The sequence below is a fragment of the Xenorhabdus sp. SGI 60 genome (assembly GCF_056632175.1).
Map to the genome: position 1 here is coordinate 3339284 of NZ_CP196860.1, position 20437 is coordinate 3359720.

Here is a 20437-nt window from a genome sequence, read left to right on the forward strand (position 1 = left end):
TAGCTTTTCATCCCGCACTTTTCCCTCTTTCTTGTTGGCGATTAACAGGTTAGCATACCGCCCAATGCCAGCTATTGGAGTATGCAATATGGGAAAATTAATGACATATTTCAGTAAAATATTGGGATTCAATTCCCAACGGCATTACCCTTATCCTGCTTTTGACATCAATTTAAATAATAACAAACAATTACATATTGTTGGCAGCATTCATATGGGTACTAAAAACATGTATCCACTTTCTGAAGTATTGTTGGAACAGCTAGAGCAAGCGGATGCGCTGATTGTCGAGGCAGATATCACTCAGGTCAATTCCCCTTTCAAGGAAAAGTTTCCTGAACAGCCCAAACTATCACAACGTTTATCACCCGAACATTTTGCCTGTTTACAACACTATTGCCGAGAAATCCAACATCCTGTCACGTTGCTGGATCCATTGCCATCGTGGCAAGTCGCATTGATATTACAGGCTGCCCAAGCCCAATATTTGGGGTTACAACCTCAATATGGTATCGATTGTCAATTACTGAACTGTGCAAAAGCTACCAATAAACCCATCATTGAGTTGGAAGGCACTGATGCACAAGTTAACCTTCTCACCAATTTGCCAAATGGTGGGATCTCTCTACTGGAAGATACCATCACCCATTGGCATACCAATGCCCGTGCTTTACAGACTATGATTAGCTGGTGGATGAATTACAAACCTGAGAAACAAAATCAGGTAATACCAATGACATTCTGCGAAGAGATTTATCAAACCCTAATGGCTGAACGCAACCATCAGTGGAGTGAGCAATTACATGGTTTACCAGCAGGAAAATATTTGGTTGCAGTAGGCGCCTTACACCTCCACGGCGAGAACAACTTACGACATATGCTGGCAAAACCACAAACATAGCAACTTCATCTGTTTCATTCTGAAAACTAATCATTACGGATAAGCAGTTATAAATTGATCGTTATAGGAAAAAATATGACCCCCGCTGTTATCTTGCTGGAAAAACAAAAAATTAATTTCAAACTTCATTCTTATGACCACGATGTCAATGAACATAATTTTGGTGATGAAGTGGTGAAAAAACTCGGTTTAGATGCTAATCAGGTTTTTAAGACACTGTTGGTCTCATTGAATGGTGATCCTAAAAATCTCGCTGTCGCCGTTACGCCGGTCTCTGGACAACTCGATTTGAAAAAAGTGGCTAAAGTTTTCAAGGCCAAAAAGGCAGATATGGCCGATCCCCAACTGGCACAAAAAGTAACGGGTTATTTAGTAGGTGGCATTAGCCCGTTGGGACAGAAAAAACGTCTACCTACCGTGATTGACAGCCAGGCGCAAACCTTGCCAACCCTGTTTATCTCTGGTGGTAAACGTGGCTTAGATATTGAATTGTCCCCCATAGACTTATGCCAATTACTTAATTGTTCATTTGCTGATATTGCTAAAATTTGAAAATTTATTGCAATTCTCGCTGAATTTTTTCGAGCTGGCTCTGTTTTCTCTAAAACAGGGCCTTGTGATAAACAATAATGTCGATATACTTTCCTCACAGTGCAAAAATCATTAATTACCCTGTTAGTTAATAATTAAATTATTATTCAGCTTCAAGCGTTCCTATGATAGATTATGCATAACATTCCTTATTGATAATAAGTAAAAGACCATCTGTCCTGCTGATGGTCTTTTTATGCAAATAACTAACAACAATCTATTGATCAGTTGTTAGTTATTTATATCAATTTCACCTTTCGGTTCATAATCAGAAGCTTTTAATGGAGAATGTTTTTCAATATATCCTTTCAATACTTCAGCATCGACAAACCCTGTATCAACATAACCAGGCAAATTATCAATCCGTGGATAACCATCTCCGCCAATCGCATTAAAGTTCAAAGTTGCCATGCGGTAAGTTTTGTTTGGATCCAACGGCTTACCACCGATTTTTACCTCACTGATATTCTTACCATTCTTCACGAAGTTCACATTATAGAACTGACCATAAGCGCCAGAATCCTTTTCCATATTGGCAACAGCCGTCAAATAGGACAAAACTTCGCTACCTTTGAAGTCCACATAAACCAGTTGGTTAGCAAATGGATGAACTTTCATAACATCCTTGTAAGTAATATCCCCTGCTTCAATAGAGTCACGAATTCCACCACCGCTCATCACTGCAAAATCAGCGTTTGTCCGTTCCATTTGGGCAGCCAATACAAGGTGTGCCATATTCGTTTGCACGAAACGTACCTTGCTGCGATCACCTTCTAATTTGTTATCTACTGAGCCTATTTTCACATTAAGTATCTGGCTGCCCTTGTCTTCATAAGGTGTCAGCAACTTAAGCATTTCAGGATTTTGCTTAATTTCATGGGTATAGTAAACACGTTCCGTACTGCCATCTTCTTTTGTCACTTTTTTCTTTAGGTTAATAGGGATCAATTGATAATGAACCAACTTGAATTCACCATTGCGGAATTGAAAATCCGCCCGGCCTACATATTTCCCCCATTCGTGAGCTTGGACAATCCATGTGCCATTTTGTCTATCGGGAGAACAAGGTGTACCCGGAACATAATCCACTTGTTTATAGTTTTTATTCTCCGCAGACATACACACCGGATCTTGTGAATGACCACCCACAATCATATTCAAATAACCCGCAGGCAAACTACGTGCCATTTCAACATCTCCCGGCGCATTCGTGCCATGGTGACCATCGTCATAGTGCCCCATGTGGGTTGCCGCAATAATCACGTCCGGCTTCTCATTCTTTTTCAGCTCTTCAATAACTTTTTTAGCTTCTTCGGCCGGAACGCGGAATTCAACATCTGGAAAATTAGCCGGATTACCTATTTTCGCTGTATCATCGGTTGTCAGGCCAAGAACCGCTATTTTCACGCCTTGCTTATCAAAAATAACATATGGCTTGAACAAGCGCTTGCCTGTACTGGTTTGGTAAATATTGGCAGAGAGGAATGGGAAGTTTGCCCATTTTTGTTGCTGGAATAACACATTCAAAGGCTTATCAAATTCATGATTCCCCAATGCCATTGCATCGTATCCTACCAGATTCATGCCCTTAAAATCTGGTTCAGCATCTTGCATATCTGATTCCGGTACACCGGTGTTAATGTCACCACCTGACAATAACAATACGCTACCTCCTTTCTTGGCAACCTCCTGACGAATGGAATCTACCACCGTTTTTTGAGCCGCTAAACCATACTCACCATAATCGTTATGCCAGAAGTGACCATGGTGATCGTTAGTATGCAAGATGGTAATGTCATAGGTTTTATCTTTTTCCCAAGCGTTTGCAATTAACGGTGCCAGTGACAGCGAAACTGCAAGGGCGCAAATTGACGCTTTAAACGATAATTTCATGGGGTATCTCCATGTATTTTAAAATTTTATTAGTTATATGATGGTGGTGGTTTATCCCTTTCAAGCCGCTGCTTAAAAGATTTCACCTTTTTGAGATTGCGGTCAAATTATATAGGTACAAATAAAAAGTTTGTTAATTATCTAAGATGTATTATGGTGTAAAAATTAGACAACAGCTCAACAAACCTAAAAATTTACCCAACAAATTTTGTTGATAATGATATCGATAAGCGAATAAATATGAGTGAAAAAAATCAAACAGCCCCTTTTCCAACTTCACCAACAAAAACACATCGGACAGTTTTTTCAATTCTCGGTGCCATCAGCTTATCCCATATGCTGAATGATATGATTCAATCGTTGATTCTGGCTATTTATCCACTGCTGCAATCTGAATTTACTCTCAGTTTTATTCAGGTTGGAATGATAACTCTGACCTATCAGGTAACAGCATCCCTATTGCAGCCTCTTATCGGTTTGTATACTGATAAACATCCGCAACCCTATTCACTGCCTATCGGTATGGGATTTACCCTATCTGGTTTGCTTCTATTAGCTTATGCTGAAAGTTTCCCAATTATATTAATGGCTGCCGCATTAGTCGGTACGGGGTCATCCGTTTTTCATCCAGAATCGTCACGAGTCGCACGCATGGCTTCAGGTGGACGTCATGGTCTGGCTCAATCTTTATTTCAAGTAGGGGGAAATTTAGGCAGTTCATTGGGTCCACTGTTAGCGGCTATTTTCATTGCGCCTTACGGCAAGGGAAACATCGGTTGGTTTTCTCTGGCAGCACTGCTGGCTATCGTGATCCTCTTGCAAATCAGCCAGTGGTATAAGATGCAGCATCGGGTCACCACTCCCCTGTCTTCCAGAACCCCTTCTCTGCCAAGCCTACCTAAAAAGACCGTCATAAATTCTTTTGCCATTCTTCTGCTACTTGTTTTTTCTAAGTACTTTTATCTAACCAGTATCAGTAGCTACTATACCTTTTACCTGATGCAAAAATTTAGTGTGTCAGTGCAAAACGCCCAGATTCACCTGTTTATCTTTTTATTTGCCGTAGCGGCAGGCACCCTGATTGGAGGGCCGATTGGAGATAAGATAGGTCGGAAATATGTCATTTGGGGTTCAATTCTTGGCGTTGCACCTTTTACTCTGCTGTTACCTTATTCCTCCTCCTTATTCTGGACAAGCATACTAACGGTTATTATTGGTATAATATTGGCCTCTGCGTTCTCTGCTATTTTAGTCTATGCCCAAGAACTAATTCCCGGCAAAACAGGCATGATCGCAGGTTTGTTCTTTGGCCTGGCCTTCGGTATGGGTGGCATTGGGGCTGCCGTACTTGGTTATGTCGCAGATAAAACCAGTATAGAATTGGTTTACAAAATTTGTGCTTTTCTGCCACTTCTTGGTATTTTTACGCTGTTTTTGCCAAATATAGAAAAGAACGCTTGAAAAAGACAAGAAAAACCCTAGATAAACCCCATAATTATTAGACTATTTCTCTTTGTAAACTAGCGTAAACAATGGCAAGATCTACATAAAATTACATTAAAATAGTATTTAAGTAGATCATTATTGTTTTTACCACTCAATATATTTTTTTGTAATCTTTAACTATTTATAAAACATATTATTACCTCACCTAACTACACAATTTATATACTCGCTACCCAGAAGGAGCCTTGATGGAGCACTCGACACCTCTTATCACGACCATTGTTGGCGGTTTTGTTCTTGCTTATCTGCTTGGCATGCTTGCACAGCGCCTGAAAATTTCACCTCTGGTAGGATACCTCGTAGCAGGTGTACTAGCGGGTCCCTTCACGCCTGGTTTTGTTGCCGATACCTCTTTAGCTCCAGAACTTTCAGAAATTGGCGTGATCTTACTGATGTTTGGTGTCGGTCTACATTTTTCACTTAAAGATTTGTTAGCCGTCAAATCAATTGCCATTCCTGGCGCTATCGCCCAAATTGCAGTTGCAACCTTATTAGGTGCCGGATTATCAATGTTGCTCGGTTGGGGATTACTCAGCGGCATTGTATTTGGTCTTTGTCTGTCCACCGCCAGCACAGTAGTATTGCTCAGGGCATTAGAAGAACGACAGCTCATTGATAGTCAGAGAGGGCAAATTGCCATCGGTTGGTTAATTGTTGAAGATCTGGCGATGGTACTGACATTGGTATTACTTCCTGCGGCAGCAGGAATTATGGACAGCCACAACGCCAATATGGGCCAATTGTTATTGAAGATATTCCTTACCGTTGGCAAGGTCATTGCCTTTATTTTGTTGATGATTTTCGTCGGCCGCCGTGTCATTCCTTGGTTACTGGCAAAAACGGCGGCTACAGGCTCGCGTGAACTGTTCACGCTGGCTGTACTTGCCATTGCATTAGGTGTTGCTTACGGTGCGGTAACACTATTTGATGCTTCATTTGCCCTCGGTGCATTCTTCGCTGGCATGGTATTGAATGAGTCAGAATTGAGTCACCGGGCTGCGCAGGATACTTTACCGTTACGGGATGCTTTCGCGGTTCTTTTCTTTGTTTCTGTTGGCATGCTGTTTGACCCTATGGTTCTGCTCCAACAACCTCTGGCGATTATAGGAACCCTTGCCATTATTATCATTGGCAAGTCATTGGCTGCTTTGCTACTGGTCAGAATGTTTGGGCACTCACGACGTACAGCCCTAACCATCTCTGCCAGTCTCGCCCAAATTGGTGAATTTGCCTTTATTCTCGCCGGACTGGGTGTCACGCTGGGATTCTTGGATGGGGAAGCCCGTAACCTTGTACTGGCTGGCGCCATCATTTCAATCATGCTGAATCCTGTTCTATTCAGTTTACTGGATCGTTATCTGGAAAAAACAGAAACCATTGAAGAACAATTACTCGAAGAAACACTGGAAGAAGAAATCCAGATCCCTGTCGATATTTGTGGTCATGCTATTGTGGTGGGTTATGGCCGAGTGGGGCATCAGCTTTGTCAGCGTTTACAAGAAAAAAACTGCCCAGTTGTGATCATTGAAGATACACGTACCCGATTTGAAGAGTTAGGCGAAATGGGTATCAGTGCCATAATGGGTAACGCCGCCAATAAAGAGATAATGGAACTGGCAAGGCTCGATTGCGCTTGTATTTTATTCCTGACAATCCCTAATGGTTATGAAGCAGGTGAGATCGTTGCAAATGCCAGAGAAATCAGGCCAGATATCAATATTATTGTTCGAGCCCATTATGATGATGAAGTCACTTACATTACAGAGCGTGGCACTAATCACATTATCATTGGTGAACATGAAATAGCACGGGCAATGGCTGATGCATTACCTGAATATGAAGAGGGTTGCCCAGTAGAGTCACCATCATTACATTCACCAGCGACTTCATCTCCAACATAACTTACGAGCCAAGGATATCCCCATAACGTGGGGATATTCCCATAAAAACAGTGAAAACAATATCTGGGGCTCAGGCTAGCAGAATCAACGTTCCCAGTAAGACTCTTCCAGACTATCTTCTTTCTCCGGCAACCCTCGGGTTAGACGCGGAGAATGCTGACTCAATACCTGATAACTCACTCTATTAGCGTACTTACATACCTGAGCCAAAGAAGAATAGGTTAAATAAGAGCGCGCATGTTTACTGGAATTCGGTACATTCATGCGATGGTAGCTGTTGGCCGTGATATCATGCAGTAATGCAGATAATGCGCCATCCCCAGCACCATTGGTATTCATGATTTTTTCAGGTCCCCCCATATATGGCTCAATATGGGAATAAACTCGCATTGGGTTTTGGCAATCCACCTTATGCATCACCCGGCTGAATTCATAACGGTTAAATTCTGCAATCGCACCAGGTAGCAAAGGATGCAATGTTTGGCGTTTGTGTTCTTCCTCAGTGTAACCCGCCATATATAATCCAGCAGGTCCTGCGGTACATAACACCAAATCCACCCAATTTAGCGCCATGTCAGCCGCTAATAAAGGATCACTGAAACCTGTTAATTCACAAGCTTCATCTTCATTCATTGCAACAACAGAAACATTTTCAGCCAGAAAATCGCGCCACCATTGTGGATCATCCGCAATGACGTATTTTGTTCCTAACGTCAATACAACAGGTACGTTATGCTTCTTCGCATATTCAATAGCTTTCATTGTGGCTTCTGGCATTGGCTCACCCGATTTACAACGCACCAAATATGCAGTGATCACCAAAGCTGACGCTTCTGCAATAATATGTTCAGGAATACTTTCAGGACGAAGCTGATTCATTAACCCCGGACTGATGGCAAATGTTCTCTCACCATTTTCCGTCACTAAGGTAAAACAGCGGCCAATTGGGCCATCAACCCCCTGGAGGTGATTCAAATCCATACGGCTGGATGTATTACAAAGATAACAATACGCATAACTTCCTATTTGGATGTTATTACACATCGCACCAAGCAGGACGGATTTATCATCAGCCAGCACAGAATAGTTATGCAAAGTATTACCGATGGTGCCGCCTGCAAATTCGTGGCTGATAAGATTCTTATCCGTCAGTTCCTTGTAGAGAGCCTCTGCTACACCATCTTCAATGACTAACGAATGTCCCTGGCTCAGGTTATAACGCTGGATAAAATCCTCATCAACTTTGGCTTCAATATCAACCAGTGTCTGGTCAATACCAACAATATAGGCTTGATTATTTTCGGTATCCATCATCTCTTTGATGGGTTGGAGCAGAGGATCTCTTAAACTGACAGGAAAATAGTGTTTAGATTTACGTTTACCGGGGAATTTCATAATTAATTGTTGCGGTAGAGCTAAAATATGCGGCATGTTAGCATAATACGGTGTGCCACAATACCAGAGCAAAACAAAAAAATATGGAGACAACAAATGAAAACAGCCAATGCTATTACAACATTGGCTGTCGAAACGTTAGCTATCAGAGCATTATCTATAATAGATAATTTAAGCCTCTTGTTTCTGGCGACTACGTACCATGTGGCGCAACAGAACATACATGGTGGATAAAATAAATCCGATAAAGCCAGCGCCAATCAAAATCAGCAAACGCTTAGGTGAATCTTTTGAAGTTGGCTCATAAGGTTCCTGCATAAACCTGAATGGCACAAAATCAACGGTATTCACATTCACTTTTTCCAGATTTTTGATATACAACTGACGGTTACGCAGGTCTGCATCAATTTTAGTTGGGTCAGTAATTTCTTCAGTAATCTGTAATTTACGTTGCAGTGCATCAGAACCCAGCGCAATCGAATAATCTGGATCATCCTTGATCATAGCTCCGCCATTCGATACTGGTTTTTTAATTCCAGCAGAATTAGCAAGAGAAATCGCATACTTCAATCGCTCAATATCTACGCTGCGCATATTGGCGATACGCTCCAAATCGATAGCATAAAGCTTTTGCGAATATTCCAGTTTCCCATGAACCATATCACTCAGTTCCTCCTTCACTTGGTCACGAACCACCGAAGAGACAAATTTGATATAGCCATTTAATAGATTGTAAGCATCTTTCGCATTGCCAGCACTGAAAGAGAGTTTAGCTTCATCGACAACGTCATCGTCTTTTTCTTTCTTAGGTAAAGATATCACAATGTTTTTATTGACAACTTTCTCGATAAGCTTTCTTTTTTCCTGCTCAGAACTATCTTGATGCTTAGCCAGCAACGTTTTGAAGTAATCGGTATTAACCAAATATTCTTCACGTAATACACGTGAGTTATAATTTTCAATAAACCGCTTATACAGTGACCCTTCTGTCACTTTGGGATCTATGCTCAGAACATGTAAATCCGTTAACGCATTTTTCAATGGCTGAAATTCCTCCAGCCCCGGTTTCACTACAGCCGCTGTACTGGTCCATTTTTGTGGTAAAAATAATGCGATACTGAAACCAATAATTGCAAAGACGAAAGATACTGCAATGATCAAGTATTTTGATTGGAAGAGTACAGAGAATAGTTCAAGCAAATCAATTTCATCCTCCCGCGCGGGAGGATAATAGTTTGCATGTTCTTGATAAAAATCAGGGTGTTTAATAGGTTTATTACTCATTATCTATATGTCCAATCCAAATAATTTTGCTTTTCATTGATATGCAAGCCCTTTCTCTCGCTTATCGTATTCATTGGTTAAAAAACCATATCCTTAAAATCATACGACGATCAATGTCTGCTATTCATCATGTGTGATAATGTCCCATAACCAGCAATTGCAAGTTATTTCATGACATTATTTACCAACTGTTCAAGCAAAGAAATGTGGGCGTTATTATCATTAAGTGCAGAGATATATTCAAACTTTTTCCCACCAGCCTCTAAAAAGATAACTTTATTCTGTTGCTTAATCTCTTCCAACGTTTCCAGACAATCTGCCGCAAATCCCGGACATATCACTTGAACATGTTCTACTCCTTGGCTGGGTAATGATGCCATGGTTTTATCTGTATAAGGAGATAACCACGGTAAGCAACCAAAACGCGACTGATATGTCATCATAATTTTATCTGCGGGATAATCCAGTGCCTGACTCAACAGTTCAGTTGTCGCCTGACAATCTTGCGGATAAATATCTCCCATCTTTACCAAACGTTCAGGAATACCATGATAGGAAATAATTAACCGATCAGGCTGACCATGTTTTTCAAAGCTTTGCTCAATGGTTTCCTTTAGTGCCGTAATATAAGCAGGATGGATGGCATAACTACGAACAAAATGCAGGGTAGGAATTGTCCGATACTCCCGCAATATTTTACTGATCCTGTCAAAAACTGCTGCCGAAGTTGTACTGGAATATTGAGGATAAAGTGGCAGTATAATGAGAGTCTCAATGCCCTGCTGTAACAAACTTTCTACGGCCTGAGATAAAGAAGGGGAGCCGTAAGTCATTCCCAAAGCAACAGGGATATCCGCCAACTTTTCATCCAGCAATTTCTGCTGACGATGACTATAAACTAATAAAGGAGAACCTTCTTCCATCCAAATTTCTTGGTAAAGTTTAGCAATTCGAGAAGCACGAAAAGGAAGAATAAGACCATTCAAGATAGGTTTCCAAATAAATGGAGGGATATCAACTACCCTTCTGTCACTCAGAAACTTTGCCAGATAACATCTTATTGCTGCTGGTGTTGGCGCATCAGGTGTACCAAGGTTCACTAACAGGACACCATACTTCTTGCTACTCATTCCTCAGAGTTCCATTAAAATGACTGACAATCTAGTATAAAACATGAATGATAGTTACATGTAACATTTCATGGAGTAAATTTCTCTAGGGTAACGTGAACTACAAAAAATTCAGGCGGTATAAAAGCCGCCTGTTATAACAACTCAAGAGAACACGAATCATTCACCCAGAATATTAGCCAGTTCTGCACTAACTTCCGCTACTTGGCGAGTACCATCAAGTTTGAAGTATTCTGTGTTACCGGCCTGTGCTTCTTGCTGATAGTAAGAAACCAGAGGTGCTGTTTGTGCGTGGTACTCAACCAGACGTTGACGGACAGTATCTTCCTGATCATCTTTACGGATAGTCAGCTCTTCACCTGTAGCATCATCTTTATTCTCCACTTTTGGTGGATTGAATTTGATGTGGTAAACACGGCCGGACGGCGCATGAACACGACGACCAATAATACGTTCAACGATGATTTCATCAGGAACATCAAATTCCAGCACATAATCAACCTTGATACCGACTGCTTTCATGGCATCTGCCTGAGGAATAGTGCGTGGGAACCCATCCAACAAGAAGCCATTATGACAATCATCTTGTTTGATGCGCTCTTTAACCAATGCAATGACCAGCTCATCAGTTACCAGCTTGCCATTATCCATCAGTTCTTTTGCTTGCAAACCCAATTCGGTGCCAGCTTTTACCGCAGCACGTAACATGTCACCTGTCGAAATTTGGGGGACCCCATATTTCTCCATGATAAATTGTGCCTGAGTCCCCTTACCGGCGCCTGGCGCGCCCAGTAGAATAATACGCATTGCGTAAATCCCCTTGCTATCTGCTTTTCATATTTTTAAGAAAACGTACTACCATACCATTTGAATAGGGGATGGCTCAAGAAAACAGGTAAACGTTTCCGCATTAACTAAAAAATAAACCACGCCCCATTTTTCGTTGAAGCGTGGTTTTTATCATTATCTCAATAAGTTTAAGCTTTTTCAGCTAATAATAATTGATTCATACGACGAATAAACTGGTTTGGATCATCCAATGTGCCACGTTCAGCAAATAATGCTTGATCCAACAGCAACTCTATCCAATCAGCAAATTGAGTATCATCATCAATATCAGCCGCTTTCTTAACCAGAAGGTGTTCAGGATTCAGCTCAAAGTTATAACTGACTTCTGGCACAGACTGGCCCGCTGCCGCAAATAGCTTCGCCATTTGGGTGCTCATCGCATTAGCATCAGTTGTTACAATAGCTGGAGTATCTGTCAGACGGTGAGTTAGCTTCACTTCTTTCACGCGTTCACCCAACAGAGCTTTCACGCGCTCAACAAATGGCTCCAGTTTTTTGTCTGCTTCTTCTTGCTCAGCCTTGTTTTCATCCGCCAGTTTGTCGAGGGATTCATCAGCCTTGCTGACAGATTGGCATGATTTACCATCGAATTCAGTCAGGTAGCTCATCATCCATTCATCAATGCGGTCAGACAGTAACAGAACCTCAATGCCTTTCTTACGGAACAGTTCCAGGTGTGGGCTATTCTTCGCCGCAGCATAACTATCCGCAGTAATGTAATAAATCTTCTCCTGCCCTTCTGCCATGCGGCCAACGTAATCTTCCAGAGAAACTGTTTGAGCGGAGCTATCATTATGAGTCGTAGCAAAGCGCAGTAACTTAGCAATAGCCTCTTTGTTTGCGCCATCTTCGGCTGGACCTTCTTTCATCACCAGGCCGAACTGCTGCCAGAAAGTCTGATATTTTTCTGCGTCGTCTTTTGCCAGTTTATCCAACATTTGCAATACACGTTTAGTCAGCGCGCTGCGCAGATTACGTGTGATTGAACTATCTTGCAAAATTTCACGGGAAACATTCAATGGCAGGTCGTTGGAATCGATCAGACCACGAACAAAACGCAGGTAATTTGGCATGAACTGTTCAGCTTCATCCATGATGAAGACACGCTGTACGTATAGTTTCAGTCCATGTTTATGTTCGCGGTTCCCCATATCCCACGGTGCCTGGGAAGGGATATAGAGCAGGCTGGTGTATTCCTGCTTACCTTCAACGCGGTTATGGCTCCAAATCAGAGAGTCAGTAAAGTCATGGGAGATGTGCTTATAAAACGCTTGGTACTCTTCATCACTGATTTCAGCTTTATTACGCGTCCACAAGGCCTGGGCTTTGTTGATTTTTTCCCATGTAACGGTAACCGAGTCGTCTTCTTCGTTTTTAGTTTGGGTTTCAATTTCAACTGGCAAAGCAATATGATCAGAATATTTGCCAATGATAGAACGCAGACGCCAGTCATTGAGGAATTCGCTTTCCCCATCCCGCAGATGCAGGGTAATTTCTGTACCACGACTTGCTTTTTCAATATCAGCAACAGTGTAGTCACCTTCTCCCGTTGACTCCCAGAATACACCTTGTTCAGCAGGTGCCCCTGCTGCACGGGTACGTACGGTGACTTTATCAGCGACGATAAAGGCAGAGTAGAAGCCTACACCGAATTGACCAATCAATTGGCTGTCTTTTGCTTGATCAGAACCAATGGATTCAAGAAATGCTTTAGTACCAGATTTTGCAATCGTTCCCAGATTATCGATCACCTCATCACGGGACATACCGATACCATTATCGCTTATGGTGATAGTTTTCTGTTCTTTATCAAGAGCCAGACGAACACGCAATTCACCATCATTTTCATACAGCTCAGGGGCAGACAATGCACGGAAACGTAATTTGTCAGCCGCATCAGATGCATTTGAAATCAGTTCACGGAGAAAGATTTCTTTATTGGAATAGAGAGAATGGATCATCAACTGCAACAGTTGTTTGACTTCAGACTGAAATCCACGGGTTTCCTGATCTTTCATACTCATTTATTACCTCAATCTAAATCCAGTTCAGATATGTACAATAGGACGATGTTCATCAAATGGGGATAGATACGGAGAGTTTCAAGTTAAGACAACAATAAGAATGTAAAATTAGTTTGATAAGCGGGTAAATCAGCTATGGATGGCGGCATAATCAGCAGCACCATCCATAAAATCACCCATTAATCGGGAACAAAATCACAAGTTCGTGATTTTTTGACGGCCAGCCAGCGAATGAGACAGTGTTGTACCATCCACCATTTCAAGCTCTCCGCCCACAGGGACGCCGTGAGCAATTCGGCTGGCTGTCACACCATATTGAGAGCACATTTCTGCAATATAGTTTGCCGTTGCCTCTCCTTCGACCGTTGGATTAGTCGCCAGAATGATTTCTGACAAGGTTTCAGAAGATAAACGTTCTTCTAAACGATCTAAACCAATATCCATTGGCCCGATACCATCCAGTGGCGATAAATGCCCCATCAGGACAAAATAACGTCCCGCAAACTGACCCGTTTGTTCGATGGCATGGATATCTGCGGGGCTTTCCACTACACAAACCTGGCCATTCTGCTGGCGACGGGAATTAGCGCAAATCGTGCACTGTTTCTGTTCCGTGAATGTCCGACAATCCTGACAGTGACCAATTTCAGACATCGCTCGTATCAGTGCCTGTGCCAATCGCATCCCACCACTGCGATCTCTCTGCAAGAGATGAAATGCCATCCGTTGTGCAGATTTTGGGCCTACGCCGGGCAAACAGCGCAAGGCTTCCATCAGAGATTCAAGAAGAGGACTGGTTTGCATTAGAATGGCATCTTAAACCCAGGTGGTAATTGCATTCCACTGGAAACACTGGCCATTTTTTCTTTCTGAGTTTCTTCAATACGGCGAGCGGCATCATTGAATGCCGCTGCGATCAGATCTTCCAGCATATCTTTGTCATCGTCCATTAAACTTGGATCGATTTCAACCCGACGGCAGTTATGTGCACCATTAATCGTGATTTTTACCAGGCCCGCGCCAGATTCGCCTGTCACTTCCAGCTTTGCAATTTCTTCCTGCATCTGCTGCATTTTTTCTTGCATCTGCTGGGCCTGTTTCATCAAATTGCCCAAACCACCTTTACCAAACATAATTCTCTCTCTTCGCTATAGCCACAGCATAAAATACACTACGGCAGTTAAACAGGCCGGATACTGTCTTCATCCAATTCTGCATCGAATAGCTGCTGAAGTGTTTGAATCGTTTTATCCGAAATAATGGATTGACGCGCTTGTGCCAATTTTTCTTCATAAATGGCTTGTCGCCATTCCAGAGGCGTTTTTACCGCAGGATTATCATCTTCAATGATATTGAGTTCAATAGGTTTTCCATGTAATTCACTTAATGCTTCGGTCAACACTTTCTGAGCCGATGCTGAATTAAGATGGCGCTGCTTTGAACGTAAATGCAGACAAAGACGATTTTCATCAATCTGTTCTTTAAATGCATTCAGCGCTACCTGCTGAACCAATTTTGGAATATGCAGTTTATCAATTTCCGCAGCCCATGGGTCCCTTTGTTTCGATTCAATAGCCAGCTTTTCTACCAATTCTGCTGTTTTCTCGTGTTCCAGCGCCGCTTTGATCGTTTTTGGTGTCGCTGTCGGGCGCGGCTTCTCCTCTTCTCCAGTATTGGTTGCTCGCCAGCGATAAGCTTCTTTTTTTACCGGATTAGCCGACTTAGACTCCCGTGTTTTAGAGATATGAGATTGAGACCGTTGTTCGGCCACCGCCACCAGTCTCTCCAACGCCGAACTTGCCGGCTTCGCCTTCGCAGACTCTGCCGGCTCAGGCTTTTTTGGTGGCGTATTTCCTTGACGAGTCAGCGAACTTCTCGCTTGCAATAGTTTCGCTGTTGGAGTGTTTGCAACGAAAGACTCACCGCCCGTTGATTGTGGTATTGTCTGCCCAAGACGCTCATTTTCTTCATTATTTGAAGTAAATTGATTTGAAGATAACTGGGGGGCTATTCCAATTGGCGCTACAGGGTCTTCCACAGTAGATGGTAATATTTCCTCAATGACTGTTTTGGGATGAAAAGCCAGGGCGCGCAATAACGCCATCTCCACACCCATCCGTCGCTCTGGTGCATAAGGAAGCTCCTTGCGCCCCACCAGTAGCGCTTGATAATAAAGCTGCAAATCAGTCGGGGAAACTGATCTTGCCAGCAAACGCAACCGCCCTTCCGTTGAAGAAGGCTCGCTTTCAGGTTGCTGAGGCAATAGCTGGAGCATGGCAATCCGATGCAGCAGCGACAATGTTTCAACCAGCAGATTTTCCCAATCTACACCACGAGTTGCCACTTGTTCCACCAGTGCCATCATTTGTTGACCATCTGCCCGCACCAACGATTCAATCATCGCTAATGGTTGGTCATCATCCAGCGTTCCCAACATCTGGCTGACGATATCCGATGTCAGCTTCCCTCCACCAAGAGCAATGGCTTGATCCGTTAAACTCAAGGCATCACGCATACTGCCATCTGCTGCACGGGCAAGTAGCTGACGGGCACGAGCATCGCTTTCTATTTGCTCTGCATTGAGGACATGTTCCAACTGGCTACTAATTTGATCCACGTCGAGTGTTTTCAAATGGAATTGTAGACAGCGTGAAAGAATAGTTACTGGCAATTTCTGTGGATCGGTTGTTGCCAAAAGGAATTTCACATGTTTTGGTGGCTCTTCCAATGTCTTCAACAATGCATTGAAACTATGGCGAGAAAGCATGTGTACTTCATCAATAAGGTAAACTTTGAAACGACCTCTGGCAGGCGCATACTGGACGTTGTCCAACAACTCACGGGTATCTTCTACTTTTGTTCGGGATGCAGCGTCGATCTCAATCAGATCCACAAACCGCCCCTGCTCAATCTCAAGACAATTGGTACACTGACCACACGGAGTCTTGGTTATACCCGTTTCGCAATTCAGCCCCTTTGCCAACAGACGTGCAATAGTGGTCTTTCCCACGCCACGAGTGCCGGAAAAAAGATAAGCGTGATGAAGGCGTTGGTGTTCGAGACCATTCGCCAATGCAGTCAGCACATGTTGCTGACCAATCACATTAGAAAATATTTGTGGGCGCCACTTACGGGCAAGTACCTGATAGCTCATGAATACCGAGGAAATTGAACATGACTGTCTAACATGCTAGCACAGCCTCACCATTAACGGCGAGGCTGATGTATCAATAATGCAAAAAACAGAATAATCAGTGGCCGGGGAATTCAACGAGGGTATAGCTGTCAACACCTTGTTTTTTCAAGCGTTCGGCGCCACCTAAATCCGGTAATCCAATAATGAAAGCCGCTTCAGAAACTTGACCACCTAAACGACGAATCAAACGTACCGTCGCTTCAATGGTTCCTCCCGTTGCCAGCAAATCATCAATAACCAGAACTTTATCCTCTTCCTGAATGCTGCTTTTATGGATTTCTAATGTATCTGTACCATATTCCAGATCGTAAGTTTCGCTCAATGTTTCACGCGGTAATTTACCTTTTTTACGAACAGGAACAAAACCAACCCCCAGACGCAGTGCAACAGGTGCTCCGAATAAGAAGCCTCGTGCTTCAGTACCAACAATTTTCGTGATACCTGTATTCTGATAACGAGCTGCCAATAAATCTATCGTAGCTTGATAGGCCGCTGGATTATCGAGTAATGTGGTAATGTCACGAAAAAGTATTCCCTTCTTTGGATAGTCAGGGATTGTTTCGATACTATCTTTAATTAATTGCAGTTGTTGTGCGTTAGCGGTCATAATCAATGCCAGCCAGGTTATAAAAAGAAAACGGTAAAATCTATTCAAACTACCGAAAAAAAGCAACTGCCAGGTAAGCTACTGCTTATATTTTTTACTTAATCAAGCTCCATACCTGAGTACTTTAACAGACAGATTATTAATGATAATGAGTGCTAATGGGCATACAAAATTTATTAAGTGCACTAGAAAAACAAGTCAGTACTCTGGAAAAAGAACTCGCTTTACTGCCTGATACCCCTTTTTCCACTGCCCGTTTTGATCAAGTGTTATTTCACCACCACCGCAGCAATAAACTCAGTGGATACATGCAAGAGATCAGGCAAAATCTGGAACAATTGAAAGCCTGTATAAGCGATTATCGGATTGAACAAGTGAAATTCCTTGCCGAGCGTTTAGTAACACAAATCGAGGCACTTAAGCGCGAGATATCCACCCAAACGCTGCGAAAACAGGAAGATAAATTTGAGCGCCGATCACAAAACCAGGATCTTTATCAACGTCTGGCAGAACATCAAGATTATGAACGTCGTTTAATGGCAATGATTGATGACAGGGAATTACAGTTAAATAAACAAACTACACTTGCTGATAAGCACAAACTGCAAAAAGAAATTGCCGCCTTGGCGGGTAGGCTCGCCCGCTGCCGTCAAGCATTAATGCGAATCGAGAAGTCGATAGAAAAGCAAGAGCATTCAGATTAATCACAAAGGAAGCAGTAGCTATGGCTCTGGAACAAGCACCACCTGAAATACAACTCGCAGTAGATCTTATTTATCTGCTTGAATGTAACGAAATTTCTCCTGCTATCGCACTGGCAGCACTAGAAATCGTCAAACACGATCTTCAAGGGAAATTGAAAAAACAGGCCCGGCAATCTGAAGAATAAGCCTAACTAATGCTTGCCCCTCATTTGTCTGGCTATTGGCTCCCATCATTCAATGGCTTCTGTATTTCCTGCAATCTCTGCATGTTACGGAACAGCACATTTTTCCTGAGTAGATCACAATCCAGTTTCAGTGGATCTATTTTGTCAAAGAAAGAGAGCGCCTTTTCCAAATCAGCTATCGATACCTTTTCTTCAACTGTATGCTCCTTACGTTCCGTCAGGATTTTAAGCTGATTTTGAATAGCATTACGGGTTGGAACATCGCTGCGGACTTCCTTCAAGATTCGTTTTCTTCAATGTTCCGCAAATGGCGGCTGTATTTAAGTGTATCAATGAAACTATCCACCAAATGAACAGATTGCTCTTGAATATTAAAACTGCCCGGTGAGAATGACCAGTTCTCAAATATTCCTGTCATCAATGCTCTCAACATGATAGCAGAACGTCTGAAATCAAGATCATAGGGCAGCTCTCCAGATTGAATACAAGAAAATAACATTTTTTCAATCTTCTTGTAATCAGAAATGCACATTTCCCTAATATCCTCTATTAGTGGAGATATTTCCCCAACGAATTCACATTTATGGAAAAAAATTTCCATTAATTGTCGAATCTGAGCATCATCAATCATCATTTTTAACATGGAAATTAATAAATATCTCAACGCAATAAGTGGATTATCAGGATATTTTGATTGATACTCTTTCTCTAGTTCGTCTATTTTATGCTCTGGCATTCTACAAACAACAGAAAGTAGATCTGTTTTATTTTTAAAGTGCCAGTAAATTGCTCCGCGCGTTACACCAGCGGCAGTTGCGATATCGGATAGCGAGGTAGCAGAAACACCACGCTCAGAAAAGATCTTTATCGCAGCATCTATGATTTGCTGACGAGTTTGGTTTGCTTGCTGTTTAGTTTTTCGTGCCATTTTAGTGCCATAAACTTTGTTTTTGACGGAGGCTGATTTACATACATTCATGTATGTTTGTACTATAGCACCCATTAACCAACGAAGTAATGATTTCACTTGTTAGATTAGCGAATCAACATTGAAAAATTGAGGTTTACTTATGCGAAAGAACAGGGGAGTTTTGCCTCTGGCCACATTACTGGTAATTTCAGGCAGTTTCATTCTTTCAGGATGTAATGACAATAAAAATACACAGCAAGGGGCTGCTGGCCAGCATGTTCCTGAAGTGGATATCGTAACGCTGAAGGCAGAACCTCTAACGGTCATCACAGAATTACCCGGCCGTACCTCGGCTTATCGTGTTGCCGAGGTTCGTCCCCAAGTCGGCGGCATCATACTGAAACGTAACTATAAAGAAGGAAGTGATGTGGTTGCTGGTGAGTCGTTATACCAAATAGATCCCGCAACTTATCAAGCAGAATACAGTAAAGCCAAAGCAAACTTAGCCAGAGCGCAAGCCAATGAGAATGTTTCCCACTTAACCGTTGAACGTTATCAATCCTTGCTAGGCACACAATACGTGAGTAAGCAGGAATTTGATAAAGCAAATTCAGAATATGCTCAGGCAAAAGCAGATGTTCAGTCCTCTCAGGCTGCGTTGGAAAATGCCAGAATCAACCTGGCATACACCAAGGTAACCTCCCCTATTTCTGGGCGTGCGGGTAAGTCCACCGTCACAGAAGGAGCACTGGTTTCTGCGGGTCAGCCAACAGCCCTAACGATTGTTCAGCAGTTAGATCCTATCTATGTTGATATTACTCAATCCAGTGACGACTATCTGCGGTTCAAAAATGAAATTGCAAAAGGAACCGTTCAAAAAGAGAGTAAAAAGACCAAAATCCGTCTAATAACTGACACCGGACAAGAATACCGTCAAGAAGGTTACCTTGAGTTTTCTGACGTGACGGTTGACGAAACAACAGGCTCTATCACTATGCGTGCTGTGTTCCCAAACCCGGATGAAGAATTACTGCCAGGTATGTTTGTTCGCACTAAGTTAGAAGAAGGTGTGCGCAAAAATGCGATTTTGGTTCCTCAGCAAGCTGTTACCAGAACACCTCGTGGTCAAGCAACCACACTGATTGTTGATAAAGATAACAAAGTAGAATTGCGCAATATCAATGCTACTCAGGCAATTGGTAACAAGTGGTTGGTGACAGAAGGTCTGAAAGCTGAAGATAGAGTAATCGTCACGGGATTGCAGAAAATAGCGCCGGGAATAACGGTCAAGCCAACGGAAACAGATTTGAATGCTAATCCTACGGCTAATCAAACTGAGTCTGCAAAAAAGCCTCAATAAG

The 20437-nt window shown here is 42.5% G+C and carries 19 protein-coding genes; 7 read left to right on the forward strand and 12 right to left on the reverse strand.

The annotated features are described in order from the left end of the window. Window positions 1-88: 88 nt before the first annotated feature. Both ACSJJG_RS15815 and ybaK read left to right on the forward strand, forming a co-directional pair. On the forward strand, window positions 89-901 hold the full coding sequence (locus ACSJJG_RS15815; protein ID WP_481089850.1) for a TraB/GumN family protein: 813 nt from the start codon (window positions 89-91) through the stop codon (window positions 899-901). Between the two features lie 75 nt (window positions 902-976). Next, the gene (ybaK, locus tag ACSJJG_RS15820) at window positions 977-1453 is read left to right on the forward strand and encodes a Cys-tRNA(Pro)/Cys-tRNA(Cys) deacylase YbaK (protein ID WP_481089851.1); all 477 of its coding nucleotides are present in this window, start codon (window positions 977-979) and stop codon (window positions 1451-1453) included. A 270-nt stretch (window positions 1454-1723) separates the two neighbouring features. Here the strand turns inward: ybaK and ushA are convergent, their stop codons facing one another. Further along, window positions 1724-3385, reverse strand: a complete 1662-nt coding sequence (ushA, locus tag ACSJJG_RS15825; protein ID WP_481089852.1) for a bifunctional UDP-sugar hydrolase/5'-nucleotidase UshA — start codon at window positions 3383-3385, stop codon at window positions 1724-1726. Window positions 3386-3625: 240 nt separating this feature from the next. On the opposite strand from ushA, the gene ACSJJG_RS15830 reads away from it, so the two are divergent. Together ACSJJG_RS15830 and ybaL are read left to right on the forward strand one after the other, a co-directional pair. Continuing rightward, window positions 3626-4846, forward strand: coding sequence for an MFS transporter (locus ACSJJG_RS15830; protein ID WP_481089853.1), 1221 nt, complete (start codon window positions 3626-3628; stop codon window positions 4844-4846). Window positions 4847-5079: 233 nt separating this feature from the next. After that, window positions 5080-6792, forward strand: a complete 1713-nt coding sequence (gene ybaL / locus ACSJJG_RS15835) for a YbaL family putative K(+) efflux transporter (RefSeq protein WP_481089854.1) — start codon at window positions 5080-5082, stop codon at window positions 6790-6792. 84 nt (window positions 6793-6876) lie between these two features. On the opposite strand, the gene ACSJJG_RS15840 is transcribed toward ybaL, so the two are convergent. From ACSJJG_RS15840 to apt, 9 genes are all read right to left on the reverse strand, one after another. Continuing rightward, window positions 6877-8187, reverse strand: coding sequence for an inosine/guanosine kinase (locus tag ACSJJG_RS15840; protein ID WP_481089855.1), 1311 nt, complete (start codon window positions 8185-8187; stop codon window positions 6877-6879). A gap of 171 nt (window positions 8188-8358) precedes the next feature. After that, window positions 8359-9471, reverse strand: coding sequence for an LPS O-antigen length regulator Wzz(fepE) (gene wzz(fepE) / locus ACSJJG_RS15845; protein WP_481089856.1), 1113 nt, complete (start codon window positions 9469-9471; stop codon window positions 8359-8361). Window positions 9472-9635: 164 nt separating this feature from the next. After that, window positions 9636-10601, reverse strand: coding sequence for a ferrochelatase (gene hemH / locus ACSJJG_RS15850; protein WP_481089857.1), 966 nt, complete (start codon window positions 10599-10601; stop codon window positions 9636-9638). Window positions 10602-10760: 159 nt separating this feature from the next. Next, window positions 10761-11408 carry an adenylate kinase gene (gene adk, locus ACSJJG_RS15855; protein ID WP_481089858.1) on the reverse strand — a complete coding sequence of 216 codons (648 nt, stop codon included), beginning with the start codon at window positions 11406-11408 and terminating at the stop codon, window positions 10761-10763. A 170-nt stretch (window positions 11409-11578) separates the two neighbouring features. Further along, window positions 11579-13468, reverse strand: coding sequence for a molecular chaperone HtpG (gene htpG, locus ACSJJG_RS15860; protein WP_481090454.1), 1890 nt, complete (start codon window positions 13466-13468; stop codon window positions 11579-11581). Window positions 13469-13669: 201 nt separating this feature from the next. After that, on the reverse strand, window positions 13670-14278 hold the full coding sequence (recR, locus tag ACSJJG_RS15865) for a recombination mediator RecR (protein WP_481089859.1): 609 nt from the start codon (window positions 14276-14278) through the stop codon (window positions 13670-13672). Beyond that, window positions 14278-14607 carry a YbaB/EbfC family nucleoid-associated protein gene (locus tag ACSJJG_RS15870; RefSeq protein WP_481089860.1) on the reverse strand — a complete coding sequence of 110 codons (330 nt, stop codon included), beginning with the start codon at window positions 14605-14607 and terminating at the stop codon, window positions 14278-14280. Before ACSJJG_RS15870 ends, recR begins: the two co-directional genes overlap by 1 nt. A 47-nt stretch (window positions 14608-14654) precedes the next feature. Further along, complete coding sequence (dnaX, locus tag ACSJJG_RS15875; protein ID WP_481089861.1) at window positions 14655-16628, reverse strand: DNA polymerase III subunit gamma/tau; 1974 nt, start codon at window positions 16626-16628, stop codon at window positions 14655-14657. A 97-nt stretch (window positions 16629-16725) separates the two neighbouring features. After that, on the reverse strand, window positions 16726-17277 hold the full coding sequence (gene apt / locus ACSJJG_RS15880) for an adenine phosphoribosyltransferase (RefSeq protein WP_481089862.1): 552 nt from the start codon (window positions 17275-17277) through the stop codon (window positions 16726-16728). A gap of 158 nt (window positions 17278-17435) precedes the next feature. Here apt and priC point away from each other — a divergent pair, with 158 nt between their 5' ends. Then, window positions 17436-17981, forward strand: coding sequence for a primosomal replication protein PriC (gene priC / locus ACSJJG_RS15885; RefSeq protein WP_481089863.1), 546 nt, complete (start codon window positions 17436-17438; stop codon window positions 17979-17981). A gap of 20 nt (window positions 17982-18001) precedes the next feature. Continuing rightward, window positions 18002-18166, forward strand: coding sequence for a pleiotropic regulatory protein RsmS (gene rsmS, locus ACSJJG_RS15890; RefSeq protein ID WP_072059730.1), 165 nt, complete (start codon window positions 18002-18004; stop codon window positions 18164-18166). A 32-nt stretch (window positions 18167-18198) separates the two neighbouring features. On the opposite strand, the gene ACSJJG_RS15895 is transcribed toward rsmS, so the two are convergent. Together ACSJJG_RS15895 and acrR are read right to left on the reverse strand one after the other, a co-directional pair. Then, window positions 18199-18447 (reverse strand): hypothetical protein, encoded by a 249-nt coding sequence (locus ACSJJG_RS15895; RefSeq protein WP_481089864.1) that lies wholly within the window; start codon window positions 18445-18447, stop codon window positions 18199-18201. Next, window positions 18444-19094, reverse strand: a complete 651-nt coding sequence (gene acrR, locus ACSJJG_RS15900) for a multidrug efflux transporter transcriptional repressor AcrR (RefSeq protein WP_481090455.1) — start codon at window positions 19092-19094, stop codon at window positions 18444-18446. The genes ACSJJG_RS15895 and acrR overlap by 4 nt, the downstream gene beginning before the upstream one ends. Window positions 19095-19236: 142 nt before the next feature. Between acrR and ACSJJG_RS15905 the strand changes: the two genes are divergently transcribed. After that, complete coding sequence (locus tag ACSJJG_RS15905; protein ID WP_481089865.1) at window positions 19237-20436, forward strand: efflux RND transporter periplasmic adaptor subunit; 1200 nt, start codon at window positions 19237-19239, stop codon at window positions 20434-20436. The last annotated feature ends 1 nt before the right edge of the window (window position 20437 follow it).